General features: G+C 70.8%; 14 protein-coding genes. 6 read left to right on the plus strand and 8 right to left on the minus strand.

The window, feature by feature from the left end:
- Positions 1 to 87: 87 nt before the first annotated feature.
- Together ACFT7S_RS33320 and ACFT7S_RS33325 are read right to left on the minus strand one after the other, a co-directional pair.
- Positions 88 to 1,800: a hypothetical protein gene (locus ACFT7S_RS33320; RefSeq protein WP_382738467.1), complete on the minus strand. Its 1,713-nt coding sequence runs from the start codon at positions 1,798 to 1,800 to the stop codon at positions 88 to 90.
- Positions 1,801 to 1,920: 120 nt separating this feature from the next.
- On the minus strand, positions 1,921 to 2,385 hold the full coding sequence (locus ACFT7S_RS33325; RefSeq protein ID WP_382738470.1) for a MarR family winged helix-turn-helix transcriptional regulator: 465 nt from the start codon (positions 2,383 to 2,385) through the stop codon (positions 1,921 to 1,923).
- 152 nt (positions 2,386 to 2,537) lie between these two features.
- Here ACFT7S_RS33325 and ACFT7S_RS33330 point away from each other — a divergent pair, with 152 nt between their 5' ends.
- From ACFT7S_RS33330 to rbsD, 6 genes are all read left to right on the plus strand, one after another.
- Positions 2,538 to 3,992: an MFS transporter gene (locus tag ACFT7S_RS33330; protein ID WP_382738473.1), complete on the plus strand. Its 1,455-nt coding sequence runs from the start codon at positions 2,538 to 2,540 to the stop codon at positions 3,990 to 3,992.
- Positions 3,993 to 4,584: 592 nt separating this feature from the next.
- Positions 4,585 to 5,601, plus strand: a complete 1,017-nt coding sequence (locus ACFT7S_RS33335; protein ID WP_382738476.1) for a LacI family DNA-binding transcriptional regulator — start codon at positions 4,585 to 4,587, stop codon at positions 5,599 to 5,601.
- On the plus strand, positions 5,598 to 7,139 hold the full coding sequence (locus ACFT7S_RS33340; protein ID WP_382738478.1) for a sugar ABC transporter ATP-binding protein: 1,542 nt from the start codon (positions 5,598 to 5,600) through the stop codon (positions 7,137 to 7,139). The genes ACFT7S_RS33335 and ACFT7S_RS33340 overlap by 4 nt, the downstream gene beginning before the upstream one ends.
- Positions 7,129 to 9,090, plus strand: coding sequence for a substrate-binding domain-containing protein (locus ACFT7S_RS33345; RefSeq protein ID WP_382738481.1), 1,962 nt, complete (start codon positions 7,129 to 7,131; stop codon positions 9,088 to 9,090). Before ACFT7S_RS33340 ends, ACFT7S_RS33345 begins: the two co-directional genes overlap by 11 nt.
- A gap of 54 nt (positions 9,091 to 9,144) precedes the next feature.
- Positions 9,145 to 10,065 (plus strand): ribokinase, encoded by a 921-nt coding sequence (locus ACFT7S_RS33350; RefSeq protein ID WP_382738484.1) that lies wholly within the window; start codon positions 9,145 to 9,147, stop codon positions 10,063 to 10,065.
- Entirely contained in the window at positions 10,062 to 10,451 is a 390-nt protein-coding gene (gene rbsD, locus ACFT7S_RS33355; RefSeq protein WP_382738487.1) for a D-ribose pyranase, read from the plus strand. Before ACFT7S_RS33350 ends, rbsD begins: the two co-directional genes overlap by 4 nt.
- Before the next feature lie 16 nt (positions 10,452 to 10,467).
- On the opposite strand, the gene ACFT7S_RS33360 is transcribed toward rbsD, so the two are convergent.
- From ACFT7S_RS33360 to ACFT7S_RS33385, 6 genes are all read right to left on the minus strand, one after another.
- A complete protein-coding gene (locus tag ACFT7S_RS33360; protein ID WP_382738490.1) occupies positions 10,468 to 11,289 on the minus strand; it encodes an N-formylglutamate amidohydrolase in 822 nt (273 codons plus the stop codon).
- Positions 11,290 to 11,397: 108 nt separating this feature from the next.
- On the minus strand, positions 11,398 to 12,378 hold the full coding sequence (gene sph / locus ACFT7S_RS33365; protein ID WP_382738492.1) for a sphingomyelin phosphodiesterase: 981 nt from the start codon (positions 12,376 to 12,378) through the stop codon (positions 11,398 to 11,400).
- Positions 12,379 to 12,429: 51 nt separating this feature from the next.
- Positions 12,430 to 13,692, minus strand: coding sequence for a TIGR02679 family protein (locus ACFT7S_RS33370; RefSeq protein WP_382738495.1), 1,263 nt, complete (start codon positions 13,690 to 13,692; stop codon positions 12,430 to 12,432).
- The gene (locus ACFT7S_RS33375; protein ID WP_382738497.1) at positions 13,689 to 17,819 is read right to left on the minus strand and encodes a TIGR02680 family protein; all 4,131 of its coding nucleotides are present in this window, start codon (positions 17,817 to 17,819) and stop codon (positions 13,689 to 13,691) included. Before ACFT7S_RS33375 ends, ACFT7S_RS33370 begins: the two co-directional genes overlap by 4 nt.
- Entirely contained in the window at positions 17,816 to 19,078 is a 1,263-nt protein-coding gene (locus tag ACFT7S_RS33380; RefSeq protein ID WP_382738500.1) for a TIGR02678 family protein, read from the minus strand. Before ACFT7S_RS33380 ends, ACFT7S_RS33375 begins: the two co-directional genes overlap by 4 nt.
- On the minus strand, positions 19,078 to 20,667 hold the full coding sequence (locus tag ACFT7S_RS33385) for a TIGR02677 family protein (RefSeq protein WP_382738503.1): 1,590 nt from the start codon (positions 20,665 to 20,667) through the stop codon (positions 19,078 to 19,080). Before ACFT7S_RS33385 ends, ACFT7S_RS33380 begins: the two co-directional genes overlap by 1 nt.
- Positions 20,668 to 20,789 lie beyond the last annotated feature (122 nt).

Genomic DNA, 20,789 nt, shown 5'->3' on the forward strand with positions numbered 1-20,789 from the left:
TGGGGGGTGGTGGTGTGGGGCGGGGCTCGGTCCGGCGGGGTGCTTTGCCCGCCCCCCCCCGGACCGTCGCTGATCAGCCGGTGCCCGCTACAGCAGAGGCTTGGTGCACGCCGTCGCGGTGCCGTCGCTGATGCAGGCCCGTACCGACTGCCCGCTCGTCGCCTTCATAATCTTCTCGGCGGCGACCTTCGTGTACGTCCCTCCGGGCGCCTTGTCCTCCAGCCACACCGTCGTACCCGTGGCCGTCGTGTGGGCCCAGGCGTAGTAGTCGGTGACCGACCAGGACGGACGGGAGCCGCTGAGAGTGACCTGCTGCCCGCCCGGCAGTTTCGCCGTCGACCAGTCCGTGGCGACCGAGTCCCACTGCGTGACCGTGGCGGGGGCCACGCCCTCGCACGCCTCGCCGGGGGCGCAGGGCCCCATCGTCCCCTCCTGGTCGCTCATGCTCATGTTGTTGCCCTGCTGGGTGGCGAACGCCCAGTTCTTGCCGTCGACGACCAGTCCGGCGATCTCCTTGCCGGACAGGGGGTCCAGGGCGAACATCTTCGTCCTGCCGGTTGCCGTGAGCCGGGACCCGGGCACGGGGACCGGCCGCTGGGCGCGTGAGTCGGCGCCCGGGGTGCTGTGTGTCATCAGGGTGGCGAACACGCCCTCGCGGCCCGTCGGGAGCTCGGCCTCGCCCCAGTAGTACATGTGGTACGGGTCCCAGGCGGGACGGCCTTCCCAGATCTTCAGCCGGCCGCCCTGGTAGACGTTGGCGTCCTCCACGAGGCTCGGCTCGTAGTTCGGCATCCACTCGGTGACGGTCGTCGAGTCGACGCCCGCGCAGGGCAGTGTGGCGCACGGTGCCTGGGCCGGGGCGGTCGTCGTGACGTCCGGGTCGCGGGTGCAGGCGGTGCCGCTGCTGTCGCTGACGCAGGCGCGCAGTTCAGGGAGCCACGAGTAGGCGCGGGTCGCACCGGAAGTGGTCCGCGAGGCGCCCTTGGGCGTGAACTCGGTGTACACATCGCCCCAGCGGCCCGCGCCCTGCCATGCCTCCAGCCAGAACCTGCCGCCGGAGGGCGTCAGTTGGCCTTCTGCCCAGCCGAGGTAGCTGCCCTGCTTCAGCCGCCCGTCGACCTTCTGCACGGAGGCGCCGGAGGGCAGTGCCACGCGGTCGAGGTCGGAGCGGTCGACGTAGGACCAGTCGGATGCGGCGATCGCACTCGGATCGGCGTCGGAACACCAGCCCACGCATGGCCCGTTGGGCACGACCTCGGAGAAGGTGGCGTTCACGCACCCCGTCTGCTTGCCGTCCGTGACGCACGCGCCGTTGGCGTACACGACCCCGTACCTGGTCGTGTCGTAGAGGAACATGCCCGTGGTGCCGGTGGTGTCGCGGTACGAACGGGGGTGTTCCAGGGATGACTTGATGTTGATGCCGTCACCGAGATTCTCCTCGGTCCGCAGCCAGCCGCGCCCCTGGGTCGTGCCGGTGAGGGTCACCTCGGCCCAGGAGTAGACCGTTCCGACGGTGTCCCAGGCGGGTTTGCCCGTGTACAGCTTGATACGGGTACCCGAGGACAGGACCGCCTCCTTGACGAGCTTCGGAGCGCCGCCCGTCTGCCATGCGGTGACGGCTCCGGGGTCCGATCCCTCGCACGGCAGCTCCGGACACGGTGCCGCCTGCGCCGCGGGTGCGGCTTGCGCGGCCGTTGCCGAGGGCGCTGTCAGCAGGGCACCGGCGGAGATCGCGACAATGAGTGGAACGCACCCCGCCCATAACCGTCTCCACCGACCACCGTCCGACGTGCTGTTCATGTCTTCTCCTCCGCCTCGTATGCGTGTCGGGTCCGTGACGAAGTGATGCAATGCGCCGCGCCTCTCCCGCCCGTCTCTCCGTTGTCTTCGCGGTGCGGTGCCTGGCTCGTTCGCGATGCTTCAGGGGCGCGGCCAGGGGTGCCCGTCCAGGCGCTCGATGTCGCTGTTGAAGCGAGTGAGGAAGCCGGCGAAGGCGGCCACCTCCTCGGGAGTCCAGTTCTCCAGGACCCTGCCCAGGCCCTGGGTGTAGTCGGCGCGGTCGGCGTCCAGCCGGTGCTTGCCCTCCGCGGTGATGCTGAACTTGCGGGCCATTCCGCCGTCCGGGTCCGCGATGCGCTCGACGACGCCGGCGCGCAGCATGGCTGCGGTCTGCCGGTTCAGCGTGGAGGCGTCCAGGCCGAAGGCGTCGCTGAGCTGCCCGATGGACATCGGACCGTCCATCTCGATGCGGCTCAGCAGGAGATAGGCGCTACGGTCCAGGCGCCCGCCGGTCTGCCGCGTACGGGGATTGAACAGGTGCGAATGCCGCCCGAGCAGCATGGTCTCGAACTCGATCAGATGAACTGGTTTGTTCACGCGAGGCATCCTTCGGCTCCTGGCTCGCTCCGGTACGGGCTGCCCTCGCCAGCCCTCCCGCACATGATGCATGGTATCCCGAATATGCATAATGCATGGTGTGTGTATAGTGCACACTCGGATCTGATCGGGGATCCGGGAACAGCCGAGGGAGACACACAGTGGTCAGCTCCAAGCCCGACGTCCGTCACGGACGGGTCGTCGGGGTGCTCGCACTCGCGGGAATCGTGGCCGCGATCATGCAGACCCTGGTGGTGCCACTCATCGGGGACCTCCCGAAGCTGCTGGACACCAGTGCGTCCAACGCGTCCTGGGTGATCACCGCCACCCTGCTGTCGGCCGCCGTCGCGACGCCCGTGGCCGGGCGGCTCGGTGACATGTACGGCAAGCGGCGCATGCTGCTCGTCTCCACGGTCCCGCTCGTCCTGGGATCGGTGGTCTGCGCCCTCGCCTCCTCCGTCGTGCCCATGATCGTCGGGCGCGGGCTGCAGGGCCTCGGCATGGGCGTGGTGCCGCTGGGCATCAGCCTTCTGCGCGACGTGCTGCCGGCCGAGCGGCTGGGTGCCTCCATCGCCCTGATGAGCGCTTCCATGGGCGTGGGCGGCGCGCTCGGCCTGCCGTTCTCCGCGGCCGTCGCCGAGCACGCCAGCTGGCGTGTGCTGTTCTGGGTCGCAGCCGCGCTGAGCCTCCTGGTCGCCGTACTCGCCCTGCTCTTCGTACCCGACGGGCGGGCCGGGACCGGCTCGGCACGCTTCGACGTACTGGGCGCGTTCGGCCTGGGCGCCGGACTCGTCTCGTTGCTGCTCGCCGTGTCGAAGGGCTCCGACTGGGGCTGGACGAGCGGCACCACCCTCGGACTGTTCGCCACCGCGATCGTCGTGCTGCTGACCTGGGCGTGGTGGGAACTGCGAAGCGACGAGCCGCTGGTCGACCTCCGGGTGACCGCACGCCCCCAGATCCTCATGACCAACGCGGCCTCGATCCTGGTCGGCTTCGCGATGTACGCCTCTTCGCTGGTCGCGCCCCAGCTGCTCCAGCTGCCGGAGGCCACCGGCTACGGCCTGGGCCAGTCGATGATGGCCATGGGGCTGTGGATGGCCCCGGGTGGACTGATGATGATGGTGCTGGCGCCGCTGGGTGCCAAGCTCTCGGAGGCCCGCGGTCCCAAGGTCACCCTGGTCGTGGGGAGCCTGGTCATCTCCATCGGCTACGCGTCCGCACTGCTGCTCCTCGGCTCGACCTGGGGCCTGCTCGTCGTGACCATCGTCTGCAGCGCGGGCGTCGGCCTGGCGTACGGGGCGATGCCCGCCCTGATCATGGGTGCGGTGCCGCCGGAGGAGACCGCATCGGCCAACAGCTTCAACACGCTGATGCGCTCGATCGGCAGCTCCGTCGCCGCCGCCGTGATCGGCGTGGTCCTCGCCCAGATGACGACGGACTTCGGCGGATTCCTTCTGCCGTCCGAGGACGGCTTCCGTGCGGCGTTGATGATCGGCTGCGGTGTGGGCCTCGCGGCAGCGGTCGTCGCCTCCTTCATCCCCGTACGCCCCACCGCCGAGGCTTCCGAGCCCCGGACCACGACCGAGCCGCTTCCGGCGACCGAGGTCAAGGTGTGACGTGACCGGCCGATGAGCTTGTCACCAGGATGAGGGCAGACGGGGGCATCCGTGGATACGGGGATGCGACCGCGGGAGTTGACCAGTCAGGCGGGGCCCGGCAGTAGCTACATGCCGGGCCCCGCCGACGTCTCGCAGCGGCGGGTGGACGTCGGCTCCGGCGAGTCCGGCGAAGCGGCCTGCGCCGCTCGTTGTGCCGCCTGGCCTCGTCAACTCGCGTAACCCGGAGCGTAGTTCCGGCTGGCAGCGGCCCGAACTCGCCTTCCGCTGGCGGGGTGCGGCCCGCGACCCGTTATGGACTTCCGTCGAGGCGACGTCCTCGTAGCCGTCCTTGTTGTGCTCTCCGTGAGCCCGGTCCACCTCGCGTCGCGGCAGTCCTCCGGCACCGCCGACCGGCAGCCGCATCCGAGTGCGAGAGGGCCGGGCCTCGGCCGTGGCGACACCCTGCCTCTTCGTCACGATCCGATCTCGGACGGTCGGAGAGGTCTTGTTTTCAGCCATGTAATCGATTCCAATCATCCTTGTAATCGATTCCACGGCCATCGACCGCTGGTTTCGAGGCTTACGGAAACCACAAGGAGGTGGTCCGGAAATGGCGAGCATCAAGGATGTCGCGGCCCAGGCAGGAGTGTCTGTCGCCACGGTCTCCCGTGTCCTCAACAGCCATCCCTCCGTCAGCCCCGACGCGCGCAGACGCGTCCTTGCCGCTGTCGACGCCCTCGGCTACCGGCCCAATGCCGTGGCCAGGTCGCTGCGCACCGACCAGACGCGCACCCTCGGCCTGGTCATCAGTGACGTACTCAATCCGTACTTCACCGAACTGGCCCGCTTCGTCGAGGAGGAGGCCCGCGCGCACGGCTACAGCGTCATCATCGGAAACGCCGACGAGCGGCCCGAGCTGCAGGACCACCATGTCCGAACGCTGCTCGACCGCCGGATCGACGGACTCCTCGTCTCCCCGGCCGACGGCGGTACCCCGCTCATGCTGGACGTCGCGCGCAGCAGTACGCCGATGGTCTTCGTGGACCGTTGGATCCCGGGCGTCGACGTCCCCGTGGTGCGCGCCGACGGCCGCGACGCCATCCGGGACCTGGTCGCCCACCTGCACCGCCTCGGCCATCGCCGACTCGCGATCATCGCGGGCCCGGCGGCCACCACCACGGGCAACGAGCGCGTCGAAGCGTTCCGTGAGGCGCTGCGCGAGCACGGACTCGCGCTGTCCGACGCCTACATCGGCCAGGGCGACTTCCAGGCCGACAGCGGCCGTCGCGCCACCGAGAGCTTTCTCGCACTTCCCGAACCGCCCGAGGTCGTGTTCGCCGCCGACAACCTGATGGCGCTCGGCGCGCTGGACGCGATCCGCGCACGCGGGCTGCGCGTCCCGCAGGACATCGGGCTCGCGGCCTTCGACGACATCCCGTGGTTCGTGCACACCGATCCGCCGATCACGGCGATCGCCCAGCCGACCGGCGAGCTGGGCCGTGCCGCCGTACGGGCGCTCGTCGACCTCATCGAGGGACGGTCCCCGCAGTCCGTCACCCTCCCCGCCCGCCTTGTCGTACGCAGCTCCTGCGACGAGAACGCTTCGAACCAGAGGAGCAACGTGTGAGCAGCCCCGACGAGTTGCTGCGCATAGAAGGCGTACGCAAGTCCTTCCCCGGCGTCGTCGCGCTCGACAGCGTCGACTTCGACCTTCGACGCGGCGAAGTGCATGTCCTGCTCGGTGAGAACGGAGCGGGCAAGAGCACCCTCATCAAGATGCTCTCCGGTGCCCATCGCCCGGACAGCGGGCGGATCCTCGTCCAAGGGCGCGAGGTCCGCATCCACTCCGCGCAGGACGCCGAACGGCTCGGTATCGCGACCATCTACCAGGAGTTCAACCTGGTGCCCGATCTGACGGTCGCCGAGAACATCTTCCTCGGCCGGCAACCGCGTCGCTTCGGGCTCATCGACCGCAGGCGGATGGAGGCGGACGCCGAGGAACTGCTCCGCCGGGTCGGCGTGCAGGTCTCTCCGAAGACCAAGGTGCGCGAACTGGGCATCGCCCGGCTCCAGATGGTGGAGATCGCCAAGGCCCTCAGCCTGGACGCGCGCGTCCTGATCATGGATGAGCCGACGGCGGTTCTCACCTCCGAGGAGGTGGAGAAGCTCTTCCGGATCGTGCGGCAGCTCCGCGAAGAGGGGGTGGGGATCGTCTTCATCACCCATCACCTCGAAGAGATCGCGGCACTCGGCGACCGCGTCACCGTACTGCGCGACGGCCGCAGCATCGACCAGGTGCCGGCCTCGACGCCGGAGGCGGAGCTCGTACAGCTGATGGTGGGACGCAGCATCGAGCAGCAGTATCCGCGGGAACGCCCGAAGGCCGGGGAGCCCCTGCTCTCCGTCCGCGGACTGACCCGGAACGGCATCTTCCACGACGTCGGCTTCGAGGTCCGGGCAGGTGAGGTCGTCGGACTGGCGGGCCTCGTCGGCGCCGGGCGTACCGAAGTTGCCCGCGCCGTGTTCGGCGCCGACCCCTATGACGCCGGCACCGTCGACGTACTCGGCGAACGGCTGGCCAAGTACGACGTGACCGCCGCCATGAGCGCCGGGATCGGCCTCGTACCCGAGGACCGCAAGGGCCAGGGCCTGGTCCTCGACGCCTCCGTGCAGGAGAACCTCGGCCTGGTCACGCTGCGCTCGGCGAGCCGCTCGGGTCTCGTGGACCTCAAGGGGCAGCGCACCGCAGCAGCCCGGATCGCCGAACAGCTGGGCGTACGGATGGCCGGGCTCGGCCAGCATGTCCGCACCCTGTCCGGCGGCAACCAGCAGAAGGTCGTCATCGGCAAATGGCTGCTCGCCGACACCAAGGTGCTCATCCTCGACGAGCCGACCCGCGGCATCGACGTCGGTGCCAAGGTCGAGATCTACCAGCTCATCAATGAACTGACGGCCTCCGGGCACGCGGTCCTGATGATCTCCAGCGACCTGCCCGAGGTCCTCGGCATGAGCGACCGGGTGCTGGTCATGGCCCAAGGCCGCATTGCCGGTGAACTACCCGCGCACGAAGCGACCCAGGACGCGGTGATGGCGCTCGCAGTCAGCGCTCCGACCCCCACGACAAACCCCGCAGTGAACGAAGTGGAGGGCCCCCGTGGCCACTGACACGCTCAAGAGCAATACGGGCGCGAGTGGCGCCGCAGTCCGAACTGGCCGCCGCATCCTGCTCGACAACGGCGCGCTGAGCGCCCTGGTGGTCCTGGTGGTGGCGATGTCGCTGCTCTCCGGAGACTTCCTGACCACTCAGAACCTGCTGAACGTCGGTGTGCAGGCCGCCGTCACCGCGATCCTCGCGTTCGGCGTCACCTTCGTCATCGTCTCGGCGGGCATCGATCTGTCGGTCGGCTCCGTGGCAGCCCTCTCCGCGACCGTCCTGGCATGGTCGGCGACGTCCGAGGGGGTGCCCGTATGGCTGGCGGTCATTCTCGCCGTCGCGACCGGCATCGCTTGCGGCTTCGTCAACGGCGCCCTCGTCTCGTACGGCAAACTGCCGCCGTTCATCGCGACGCTGGCCATGCTCTCGGTCGCTCGCGGCCTGTCCCTGGTCATCTCGCAGGGCAGCCCGATCGCCTTCCCCGACTCGGTCTCCGTACTCGGCGACACGCTCGGCGGCTGGCTGCCGGTCCCCGTCCTCGTGATGATCGCGATGGGACTTGTCACCGCGCTCATCCTGGCCCGCACCTACATAGGCCGCTCGATGTACGCGATCGGCGGCAACGAGGAGGCGGCACGCCTCTCCGGCCTGCGCGTCAAGCGGCAGAAGCTCGTCATCTACGCCCTGTCCGGCCTCTTCGCCGCTGTCGCGGGCATCGTTCTGGCTTCCCGTCTCGTCTCCGCGCAGCCGCAGGCAGCACAGGGATACGAGCTCGACGCGATCGCCGCGGTCGTCATCGGCGGCGCCAGCCTGGCGGGCGGCGTCGGCAAGGCGTCCGGCACCCTGATCGGCGCGCTCATACTCGCCGTGCTGCGTAACGGCCTCAACCTGCTCTCGGTGTCCGCCTTCTGGCAGCAGGTCGTCATCGGCGTCGTCATCGCACTCGCCGTTCTCCTCGACACGCTGCGTCGCCGGGCAGGATCCGGAGCCGCACCCGCGTCCGCATCCGGCGCACCGGGTTCGGGCCGGAACGGGCCGGGGGCGGCCAAGCTTGCGATCGGTGCCGTGTGCGTCGCGGCCGTTGTCGCCGCCGTGTCGTTCTTCAACTCCGGCACGTCCGGTGTGACCACCAAGGTGGGCATGTCACTCTCCACCCTCAACAACCCCTTCTTCGTCCAGATGAAGATGGGCGCACAGGCGGAGGCCAAGGCCGCAGGGGTCGACCTCACCGTCACCGATGCGCAGAACGACGCGTCCCAACAGGCCAACCAGCTCCAGAACTTCACCAGTTCGGGGATGAAGTCCATCATCGTCAACCCGGTGGACTCGGACGCGGTCGGCCCCGGCGTACGGAGCGCGAACAAGGCCGACATCCCGGTGATCGCCGCGGACCGGGGCGTCAACAAGGCGGACACCGCGACCCTCGTCGCCTCCGACAACGTGGCCGGCGGCAAACTCGCCGCCAAGGCGCTGGCCGAGAAGCTCGGCGGCAAGGGCAGCATCGTGATCCTCCAGGGGACCGCGGGCACCTCCGCCAGCCGCGAGCGCGGCGCGGGCTTCGCGGAGGGCATCAAGGCATACCCGGGCATCAAGGTCGTCGCACGACAGCCCGCGGACTTCGACCGCACCAAGGGGCTGGACGTCATGACCAACCTGCTCCAGTCCCACCCCGACGTCACCGGTGTATTCGCCGAGAACGACGAGATGGCGCTCGGCGCGGTCAAGGCGCTCGGAAGCAAGGCCGGCACGTCCGTTGCCGTCGTCGGCTTCGACGGAACTCCCGACGGTCTGAAGGCGGTCGAGGCAGGCACGCTGTACGCCTCAGTGGCTCAGCAGCCGAAGGAACTGGGCAGGATCGCCGTCCGGAACGCGGTCAGGGCCGCGCAGGGCAAGGAGGTCGACAGCATGGTGAAGGTACCGGTCAAGGTCGTCACCGAGAAGAACGTCGCCGACTTCTCCTGAGCGCCCCTCACTCGCGAACAGACCTGACCACGGAACACACGGAAAGCAGGAGAGATGCACGAGTACGACCACGGCCGGTACGACCTGTTGGTCGTGGGGTCGGCCAACGCCGACCTGGTGATCGGCGTCGAGCGCCGCCCCGCACCGGGCGAGACCGTGCTCGGCTCCGATCTAGCCGTCCATCCGGGCGGCAAGGGCGCAAACCAGGCGGTCGCCGCCGCCCGGCTGGGCGCCGGCGCCGCCCTGCTGGCCCGGGTCGGCGACGACGCCCACGGCCGGCTGCTGCTGGAATCACAGCGCGCGGCGGGCGTCGACACCGTCGGCGTCCTCGTCGGCGGGGCGCCCACCGGGGTCGCACTGATCACCGTGGACCCCTCGGGCGACAACAGCATCGTGGTGTCGCCCGGGGCCAACGCCCGGCTGACCCCGGAGGACATCCGGGCTGCCGGGTTCCTGCTGGCCGGGGCGCGGGTCGTCTCCGTACAACTGGAGATTCCCCTGGAGACCGTGGCCGAGGTGGCTCGTACGCTTTCGCCGGACACCCGGCTCGTACTCAACCCCTCGCCGCCCGCGCCCCTGCCCGATCAGGTGCTCGCGGTCTGCGATCCCCTGGTCGTGAACGAGCACGAGGCGCTGTTCATCCTGGGCGACACAGCGGGGCACACGCCGGAGGACCGGGCGCGGGCACTGCTCGCTCTCGGACCGAGGTCGGTAGTGGTCACGCTGGGGGCGGCGGGCGCACTCGTCGCCGACAGCCGTACGGATGACTTCGTACGCGTACCGAGTCCGAAGGTCGACGCAGTGGACACCACCGGGGCCGGTGACGCCTTCACCGCCGCGCTGGCCTGGCGGCTCGGCCAGGGCGAAGAACTGGCGAAGGCTGCGGAGTTCGCCGTCCGGGTGGGCGCCGCCGCAGTCACCCGGAAGGGCGCGCAGGACTCCTTCCCGACTGCCGATGAGGTCTCCGCACTGTGAAGAAGTCAGGCATTCTCAACCGCCATCTGTCGGGCGCGCTGGCCGAGTTGGGCCACGGCGACGGGGTCCTGGTCTGTGACGTAGGCATGCCCATCCCGGACGGCCCCCGGGTCGTCGACCTGGCGTTCCGGGCCGGGATCCCGTCGTTCGCCGAGGTGCTCGACGGGCTGCTGGCCGAACTCGTGGTGGAGGGAGCGACGGCCGCGTACGAGGTACGGGAGGCCAATCCGGAGGCCGCACGTCTGCTGGACGAACGACTCCCGGACATCGCATTCGTCCCGCACGACGAGCTGAAGGCACTCTCCGCGGGTGCCCGGCTGGTGGTGCGGACCGGGGAGGCCCGGCCCTATGCGAATGTGCTGCTGCGCTGCGGTGTCTTCTTCTGACTCCGGTGAATCCGCTTCATGCCCGCTCCACCTGCTCGTCGCCCCGGGACAGCGCATCCACCAGTGCCGCCAGCGCCGTGGCCAGGGTGGTCAGGCCGGAACCGGCCGGGCCCCCTGGCTCCCGCATATACACATCGCGCCGGATCTCGATCATCAGCGCGGTGACGCGGCTGTCCCTGCCGTATTGCTTCAGCGGCACATACGTACCGGCGAAGGGGCTGTCGACCCCCGTCCCGCCGAACGCGGCGAACGCCTTCTCGGCCTCGGCCAGCAGCCCGGGCGGTGTGTGAAAGGTGTCGGTGCCCAGGCAGACCGGCGGGCGTGGTCCCGCGCCGTGGAGTTCGTACGGCAGCGGGGCGGTGGGGTAGGAGTGGACGTCGATGACGACGGCGCGCCCGGTGGCGGCGAGCCGTTCGTCGACGGCCGCTGTCATCGCCTCCGCGTACGGGTGGAAGTAGCGGTCGATCAGGGGCTGCGGATCGGCGTCCTGGGCGCGCAGACGCTCGCGATGCGTCGTCTGCGTATAGACGGCGCCCATACCGACGGCGAGCATCTCCTCGCGCTCGTCCGGGAATCGTTCGGGGTCGATCACGAGCCTCGACAGTCCGTTGACGAACCTCCAGGGCGCCACAGTCGAAGCCGTCGCCGCCCGCGCCGCCAGCTCGGCGGTGTGCGAGTCGGTGATGTGGTCGATCTCCTGCTCCAGGGCCTCGTCGTCCAGCACGATCCCGGCCCGCACCTCTGCGGGGACTACGCGCGAGGAGTGCGGTACGTGGAGCAGCACCGGCGAATCGGCCGCTCCCGGCAGGAGGTGGAACGGCTGGGGAGCGGGGCCCATGGCGGGGTTCCTTCGGTGTGACTGGCGGCGGATGGCGCGGACAGCGGCGGGGAAGGGGCGGTGCACTGTGCCCGTTCCCCGCCGTGTCCGATTATTCACCGGCTGCCGTTACTGCCCCGACGCGACCACCGGGTAGTGATCCGAGAGGTTCGTGTACGTGTACGCCGTGCCCCAACTGGAGACGGTCCAGGGGGCGCTCTGCTCCTTGATGACCTCGTTCGTCCAGCCGGACGGCTTCACGTGCCCGGCGCGGTGCAGGATGTAGTCGAGGTCCTCGCGCGGGTCGTCCGGGTAGCGCTCGGAGGCGATCGAGTTGTCCTGGGTGTCGAAGGAGTAGAGGTGACCCGTCCGGGCATCCGCTCCGGCGAGCCCGGCGTCGGCGAGAAGGGACGCGTACTCGGCGGAGTGCGAGTCGACGTTCAAGTCGCCCGCCACGATGACCTGTTCGGATGCCGGGATGTTCTTCGCGTCGAGGAACGCGTCGATCTGCTTGAACTGCAGGCTGCGCTTCTGTGCCGCCTCACCGGCCTTGCAGCCGGGGTCGGTCGACTGCGCGTGGGTTCCCACGACATGGACGCGGGTGCCGTCGACGTTCAGAACCGCGTAGGCGAAGCCCTTGTTGGACCACCAGTCGGCGCCGCAGGCGTCCTTGAAGATGTGCTGCTCCTTGCGGATGACCGGCCACTTGCTCAGGACGGCGACGCCGCCGTCCTCCGGGGTCGTCGAGGAGTAGGCGCCGCCCGTCGCGTCCCAGCCGCTCGTGCTCCGGCCCACCACCGGAGTGCGGTACGGGTAATCAGCGGAAGCGTTCCGCATGAGCGCGTCCGAGGCGCCGTTGTCGAACGCCTCCTGGACCACGACGACATCATTGCCGCGGAAGAACGAGGTCTTCGGTATTTCCGCGGCCCGGTGGTCCTGACCCCAGTTCGGGTAGAGGTTCTTGCTGAACAGGAACGTGTTGTACGAGAGCACGCGCAGCGACGGGGTCTCGGCCGCCGAGGCGGGGGGAGCGCCGACGGTGAGCGTGACCGCGGCGAGTGCGGCGGACAGCGTCACGCCCGAGAGGCGGCGGAGCGGGGGGTGCGACACGAGGTCTCCAGGTTCTGCTGAGGGTGTGGTGAACCGGCGACACACATCAAATCAGCGGGAGTTACTTGCGGGTAGACCTCGGGTGGACCCGATCTGTCGATCCGCGCACAACCGCGCCAGGTCGGTCAGCAGCTCCTCGGCCACATGCTCCTCAAGGACGGATGTCCCCCTGGCCGCGAGGGCCGGCGCCAGGTCGGCGTCCCAGGGGGCGTCGGTGATCCGGCCGGTGGCGGGGCCCGAGGGTGCGCGGGTGTGTGCCGTGACGAAGTCGGACGTGGACATGCGCCAGAGCGTGGCAGTGCTCCGGGCCAGGACGTGGGCGGCGATGCGCAGGCCCTCCCCGTCGAAGTCGCCGTGGTAGCGCAGCGGTGCGCCCGCCTCGGCGAGACGGTCGAGCAGGAGGATCACCGCGCTGTTCGGCCAGCCGGAGGTGCAGACCAGGGGCGGGCAGGCCGGCCCGAAGCGCTGAAGGGCAAGGGCCGGGATGCTGGGGTTCTCCGTGATGTGCACGGTCGTACGCGGGAAGTGGAGCTTGCCGGGGTTGCGCAGCTGGGCCAGGGTGAGGTGGGTGGCGTGGCCGGCGGCGGAGAACGCGGCCAGGGCGCGGGCCACCGGGCCCTGACCCGTGGGGTGCATGCCCGCGGTGAGCACCGTGGTGGAGAGCGCGTCGTCGGCGAGTCCGGCGCGCGACCACAGCGCACGCCGGTCCGATGCCGTCTCGGGGGCCGGGACGCCGTAGAGGGCGGACAGTGCGCGCAGTACCAGGGAGGAGAGGCGGGTGCCGTCGTCGAGTGCGTGGGAGTCGTCGAGAATCCGGGTGGCGAAGACTGGCAACGGCTCCCTGCAGGCGGGCAGTTCGGCCAGTACATCGAGGGCGGCGCCGAGGGTGCGCCGGGTGGCGGGTACGGAGCCGCCGATCACACCGGCCCGTCGGACCGGAGCGGCCCAGGCGTCGAGTGCGGGCTGTGCCAGGACGACCGGGTGCGTGGCGAACCATTCCCACAGGGCGGCACGGTCGGCGGCGTCGGAGGCCCGGTCGGCCGCCTGGTCGCCGAGCGGGCCGACGATCCCGGCGACCACGGAGCGGGTGTCCTGGCCGCAGCTGTCGAGAAGGGCTTCGTCGAGCCGCGCCAGTGCCAGCGTGGGGTGCGGACCGGGAAGCCGGTCGAGCCCGAGGAGGTCCGCGAGCGCACTCCGGGCATCCTCGTCCAGTGGCCCGATCCGTACCCGAGTGACCGGCTGCCCGGCGGACAGGCGCGCGTGGAACGCCTGCCACAGCGGGGCCATTTCGGGACGGTCGAGCGGGTGCTTCACGGCTGCTCCTCGCGGGGCAGCGGCACGGGCGGTGTCTCCTCCCCGTGCGGAGACGGTGCCGGCGCCTCGTCCGCCACCAGGTCCGCGCCGTTCCACACGAAGCGAGCCGTGGTCACCGCGTCGTCGTCGGGGCCGCCGCCCCCGGTGATCAGCTGGTGCACGGCGATGCCGTCGAGCTCCCGGTACGTGCACCACTCGTGGTCCGACGTGAGCATGAGATCGAGGTCGAGCGAGCACAGCAACTCGAAGACCTGGCCCCGGTTGGTGGAGTCGACTCCGACGAAGACCTCGTCCAGCAGGATCAGCCGGGGCGCCCTCGGCACCGCCTGATAGTGCGCGGCGACCGCCGCGAACAGCGGCAGATGCAGCGCGATTGCCTTCTCCCCGCCGGACAGCGCGCCATGCAGCTTCTTGGTGAGCAACTGCCAGCCCTGACCGTTGGCCCGGTCCAGCTTCACCACGAACTGGTGCCACGCCGTGTAGTCCAGCACCCGGGTCAGCTGCTCCTCCCAGTTCTTCGCGGTGTCGGACGCCTTGGCCTCCTCGATCCGTTCGCGGAAGAAACGGTGCAGTGCCTCCCGGTCCCCGTCCGACATCCGTACCGGGTCCTTCAGCAGCATGTCGCGGGCGGCCCTGGTGCCCGGCGGCAGCCCCGGATCGACCTGCCACACCAGACGTACGGCGACCCGGGACGCCGTACGCACGCGCTCCAGCCGGGCGTTCATCGCGTCGACCAGCTCGTTGGCCTGCCGGATACGGGCCGCGAGATGGCGTCGGGTGTTGCCCGTGAGCGTGCGGTCGAACAGCTCGCGCTCATCGCTGGTGATCTCGTCCCGGCTGCGGTCGCGCTCCGCCGTCAGCGCGGCGAGCAGGCCCGCCGCGCCCATGCGTACGCCGTCCATCGCGGCGGACAGCACTTGCACGTCGTCATGCGTCTCCATCGCGAGGTCGGCCCGCTCTCCGAGCGCCTGGCGGCTCATGTGGACGGTCTCGCTGAGCCGCCCGAGCGCGTCCGCGACGTTCTTCGGCTCGTACGGTACGGACGGCCACAGCGCGCCGAGGGTGCGGGCGGTCTCCAGCGTGGCCCTGGTCCCTTCGCCTGCCCGCAATTCGGTCTCGGCGCCCGCGTCGGCGGGGAAACCCAGCCGCAGCAGATACCGGAATCGGTCCGCGGCCCCGTCGCGGGCAGTCACCGCGGCGTCGCGGCGTGCCGCCGCCACGGACCGTTCACTGTTCAGCGCGCCTATGCGCCCCTCGATCGTTCGCAACAGTGCGGTGCAGTCGCGCAGTTGGGACTGGGCGTGCCGGTGCGCCGCCCGCATTTCCTCGATCCGGGCGAGCGTCTCCTCGTACGCCGCACCGATGGTGTGCGCGATCTCCTCCAACTGCGCGGCCAGCGCCCGCGCCGTCGATGCCGCGCGGCCCGCCTCCGCCTCGTGCTCCTGCGCGGCCCGGCCGGAACGCTCGGCCCGGGACCGCAGCTCCAGGGCCGTACGCCGCTCCGAGGCCAGCTGCACATGGGCGAGGAGCCACTGACTTCCGGTGTCCTGAAGCCCCTGGACGGTCTCCGCCACCGCGCGCAGCGCCTGCGCGTCGGCCGGCAGCCCGTGCTCGGACGCCACATGGTCGAGTCCGTCCTGCGCCGCCCGGGCGCCGGACTCGCACCTGGTGAGCCGTGCGACCGCGTCCCGTACCGCGTCGTCCCGGGCCTCGGTATCGGACTGGGCCCGGTCGAGCTCGCGTTCCGCCGTGGCGACGGCACGGTGATCGGGGCGGCACTGCCGGTCGAACTCCAGCGTGTCCCGGCGGGCCGTGACCGTCGCCAGCTGTGCTTCCAGCCCGGCCAGCGTGTGATCCAGAGCGCCGATCGCCTCGGCCAGTTCGGCGACGCGGCGCTCCCGGGACCTGGCCCGTGCCGAGGCCCCGATGTAGGCGACGTCCGACTTGGCCCAGCTTCCCGTGGCACTGGCCAGCCGCCAGGTGCCGTCCGCACCGACCGCGGCGCCGTGCTCCGGGGGCAGCGTGTCGCCGTACGCGATGCCGGTCAGCAGCTGGCCGACGCGCTCCGCCGAGACGGGCGCACCCGGCTCCGGCCGCAGCACCTCGCCGAGATGGCGGCCCGGGGCGGGCTCGGCCCACTCGGCCTCGGCGAACGTGTCGTGACCCAGCGCGAACGCGCCCCCGTACGGCGCGACCCACGCGTCGAGCAGGCCACTGGCCTCCAGAGCGGCTTCGACCGCGTTGCGTGTGGCCGCCGGCACCGCATCGTGGAAGGCCACGAGCTTCCACAGGGGTGCACCGGACAGCCGGGAACGGTCGGCGGTACGGAACACCGGGGTCGGAGGCGGCAGTTCAGTGGTGTGCTGCAACCGTTCGGCCTCCGCCGCCAGAGCCTCGCGCTCCGCGCGGGCCGTGGCGGTGCGGGCGGTGACCGTGGCCTCGGCCGTGGTCAGGGCGTGGTCGATCGTACGAGCCGCGGCGTCCACCAGCGCCAGTACCTCGGTCTCTCCGGTGGCCCGGCCGGCCAGTTCCTCCAGGGCGCCCTCGTCGAAGGAGAGCTCCCCGCACTGCCGGGCCCAGGTCCGCAGCCGCTCCGCCTGCGTCGCGGCCGCCTGCTGATACCGGGCAGCGGCCTCCGCACGCCGTTCGGATGCCGCGGCGAGTCCGGCCCGCGAAGCCTCCACGCGCTCTTCGGCGGACGTACGTTCGGCGAGGGCGGCGCGCAGCACGTCGAGCGCTTCGCGTACGTCCTCCACCTGACTCCGCCGACCCCGTACCGCACCGTGCAGAGTTTGCCTGGCCCGGTCGGCGTTGCCCGCTTCGAGCGCGCCGCTCACTTCCGTACAGGCGGCGGACATGCCGGCCCGCCGTGCGACCTGCCAGGAGTCGCTCTCGGCGAGGCGGACCCGCTCCGCCTGCGCGTCCGCCGCCTCCAGCGCCTGGGTGTGGCGGGCCTCGTCCTGGTCCGCGGTCGTCCGGGCCGTACCGGCCGTCAGATGCCGCGCCTCCGCGTCCCGGTGTGCGTCCGCCGCCCGCTGACGGCGCTGGTCCAGGTCCCGCCCCTCCCGGTAGGCGTCGGACTCCGTCAGCACCTCGATCCTCGCGACGAGTTCGGCGCCCGACGCCTCCGTCTCGCGCTGCTGCTCCTCGGCCTTCTCCCGCTCCGCCACGGCAGCGCGGAGATCCTCTTCGCTCTCCGTGGCCGTGCGTGTCCGGTTGTCCATGTCGGTGGTCGCCGAGACCAGGGCGGCGGCCCCGGCACGCAGCACCCGCTGGGCGTACGAGCGCTGGCGGGCGCCCAGTGCCTGCGCGGCATGCACCTCGTCCTCCAGCCGGGCCAGATGCTCGCGGCGGCGGTCCAGCCGCTCGAACCCGTCGGCCAGTTCGGAGATCTCACCCTGATCGAGCGGGGGCAGGGCGCGCGACAGCAGCTCCGAGAGCAGCGAGGGATCGAGGCGCTGGGACAGCTTCGGTGTGCGCAGTTGGAGCAGCGCCGTGATCAGCGCGTTGTAGCGCTGCTCGCTGAGGCCGGGGAACAGCGTCCGGCGCACGGTGTCCCGGTAGTCGGACGCCGACGCGTGCACTTCTCCGTGCCCGGACAGCTCCGCTGCGAGGGCCGCCCTGGTGAGTGGCTGACCCGACTCGTTGACCAGGGAGAGGCCGCCGGGGATGCCGACACGTCGACGGCTGGTGAAGAAGTCCGTGGTGACGGTCGTGGTCCGCTCCCCGGCCTGCAAGCGCGCACCGATGGTGAGGAACCCCTCCGCACCGTCCTCGCCCCGCTCCGTCCGGAACTCCAGCCATACGTATCCCACCCGGGTGAGCCCGGTGGCACCCTCGCCCATGAGGTTCCAGTGCATGGTGCGTTCCGAGCCGCCGAACGTGGACAGCCGGTGGGGGCGCAGACTCGCGTCGAAGAGGAAGGGCAACAGGACTTCCAGCGCCTTCGACTTCCCGGTGCCGTTCGGCCCGCGCAGCAGCAGCCGCCCGCGGTGGAAGGTGAACACCTCGTCGTAATAGCGCCATACGTTGAGCACACCGGCCCGGGTCGGCTGCCAGCGCTCGCCGGGGCCCGGATTCCCGGAGGGGGAGCCGGAGGAGCGGAGGGGGAGTGCGGTGACCGTCATGCGGGGTGTTCTTCCTTGAGAGTGGCACTGGTGACGCGGTAGCGGGCGGCGGCGGGTCTGGGCACGACCCGGCCGCCCTCGCGGCGTACGAGCCGGAAATCGGCCAGGACCTGCACGGCGTCGTCTGCGAGCGCCGCCGCACCGCCCTCCGTCCGGTATGCCTTGCCCCAGCGCGGGAACCGGTCCAGAATCCGTTCGGCTTCGACGGCCAGCTGCTCGGGTGCGCACCCGGTGGGCGCGGCGTTCAGCGTGTCCAGGAGCAGCAGCGCGGCGACCTTGGCGTGGTTCGCGTCGTCGGGGAACCGGCTGTCCGTGGCGATGGCGTCCGGATCGACCAGCAGGAGCCCTTCGGCCCGCTCCTCCAGCACGAAACCCGCCTGTTCGGCGGCGCGCCGCAGGATCTGCCGGCCGGTGGGGGAGGTCAGATAGCCGAGCTCGGCTTCGGTCAGCTCGTCACGGTGCAGCACCGGCTGGTCGAAGAGGCGCCGCAGCACCGAATGCCGCAGCCACAGATTGCGCTGGACCGGGGAGAACGACGTCTCCGGCCGCGCGTCGTCCTCCGCGTCGCCGGTGCCGGGCAGCCCGTACCGACGCTCCTGCACGAGCCCGGTCAGCAGCGCTTCGAACCCGGTCGGTATGTCGGCGGCCGGTACCGCGAGCCGTGACGGCCCGCACGGGGCGGCGAGCAGCCGTATCAGCACACTCGAATCCACCCGGTAGAGAACCTTCGCCTCGGCCGATTCGGCGAAGCTGTCCGTCGTCCCGTCCACGGTCTGCAACGCCCCGTACGACTCCAGCAGCCGTAGGACGTCGACGAACGCGACGCGCTCCGAGCGCTGCGCCGTGTCGAAGGCGGGCAGGGTCTCGTCCGCCGACGCGGCCTGCACGACCCGGTCGGCCAGCAGCCCGATCGTGGTGACCGGGACGGAGAGCAGCTCGGCGGCGGTGAGGCACAGCAGGACGTACCGCCGCCGGTCGAACGGGGCCCGGCCCGCCCGGGTCCGCCTGGCCGGACGGGACGCGTCGGCGTCCGCGTTGACCTTCAGCAGCCGGGCGTACCCGAGACGGGGCTCGACGGCCAGCGTCCAGCCGCAGTGATAGTCGAACCAGTGCGTCAGCGGGTCCCGGCGGCGACGCACGAGATCGAACACCACCGGGTCGGAACGCTCGGTGAGCAGGGGCCGGACCAGCAGCGTACGGATGCAGCGGGACATCTCCTCCCGCTCGGCCACCACGAGTTGATTGGCGAAATTACTCATCAGGCCACGACCTCCCGGTCCGTGACGTCAGCGGCTCCAGACGTACCTGCCGCGTCCCGGACCACGCCCGCGCCCGAAGCGCCCGCCGTGTGCACCGCGATGACGTAATCCGGACAGGTCAGCGTGCCCCGCGCGGTCCGCAGGACAGCGGGTGCCCCCTGCGCGTCGAGGGGTGGCCGAAGCACCACCTCGACCCGCCCGTCCCCGGTCACGGCGCGTCGCACCCCCGTCGAGTCCGGTCGCACCGCCAGCGCCCGACCCAGCAGATCGAGAAGCCGCTCGAACACCTCGTGGTCGAGCGCACCGAAGTGGGAGAGACGCACCGGAGATTCGGTACGCAGCAGACTCCACGCGGCTTCCAGCTCGGCCCGCTCCACCCGCGCCCGCTCGGCCCGTTCCGCCTTCAGCGCCGCCACGTCCCGCACCCGCCCGGTGCGGGTGAACCTCTCGGTACGGCCGCTCGTGCGCAGCAGTGTGGAGACCTCCACGGGCGGGGCGTCGTGCCAGCTCTCGGTAGCGGCGACGAGCTCCGGGTCGGCGTGGGCGAGATGCGCGTGGCGTGACGGCCCGAGCCCGAACGCGGTCGCCCACAGCCGGTGCAGATCGTCCTCGCCCGGGGCGGCGGCGAACCACCGGGCCAGCTCCCGGAAATCCTGCACGGCGCCGGTCGACCTGCGCCGCGACTCGGTGATCCGGTCCAGCACCTGGAGCAGGGTGACGATGGCTCGGCGCGCGACATGGTGCAAATGCTCCACGCGCGCGGGCGAGCCGTCGGCGGGCAGGAACCAGGCCCGCAACCCGTCCCAGCGGGCCTGTCGGCGTGCCAGCCACGCGGGTGCCGGATCGTCACCACCGGTCGGCGGCAGCTCGGCCCCGCGCAGCGCCCGCTCCCACAGCGTCTGCGGGCCGTGCTCCTCGACCCGGGCGACGGCCGCCGAGACCGCGTGGGCCCGTTGATCGAGATTGGTGAGGAATTCCTGGAGATAGGCGACCGTGGCCCCCTTCACCTCATGGAAGGTGGACAGCTCGGCGCCGTCGGTCCGCAGCAGCCGCTGGAGCTCGCCGTTGAACTGCTTGGTGTTCCCCCGGAGGGCGTCCAAGTGCCCCTCCAGCTCCTGCAGGGTGGCGAATATCCGTCGGTCTCCCGAGGTCGCGTCCTGCGCCAGCCGGTCCAGCTCCGCCAGCCGGTCCGCGATCGCGTCGAGCACAGCGGTCTGCAGCGCACCGGTCGACACCAGTACGGCGAGGGCGTGCTGCACCCCCGCGAAGGCGGCCTCCCCGCGCCGCGTCAGCGAATACTGGAGGTTCCGCCGCTCGTACTCCTCCGCGGTGCGGTAGTTCTCCGCGTGGTTCTGGATGACATCCAGCAACTCCCACTCCCGGAGCTGCTTCAGAGCCCCCGTGAGATCGTCGTCCGTCAAGGCACCGAACCACCCGACACCCCGCAGTTGCTCCCGTACCTCGTCCAGCCCCAGCGCCGTCACCAGACGCTCGTTGGCATCGCCGAAGGTCTGCAGAATCGCCGAGTACAGCGGCGCCCTGTCGCCCATGGTGAACCGGAACATCTCGGCCGGGACCCGGTGTGTCATGACCACTGCTCGCTCCCTGCTCCTCACTGTTCCGATGCCGTACGACGAACTTCCCTTGCCGGATGACGAACATCCATTGCCGTACGACGAACATCCGACGCCCTGCCAAGAACAGTAGACGG

Origin of the sequence: Streptomyces sp. NPDC057136 (genome assembly GCF_042670885.1) — a bacterium.
In the GTDB taxonomy this organism is placed as follows: Bacteria; Actinomycetota; Actinomycetes; order Streptomycetales; family Streptomycetaceae; genus Streptomyces.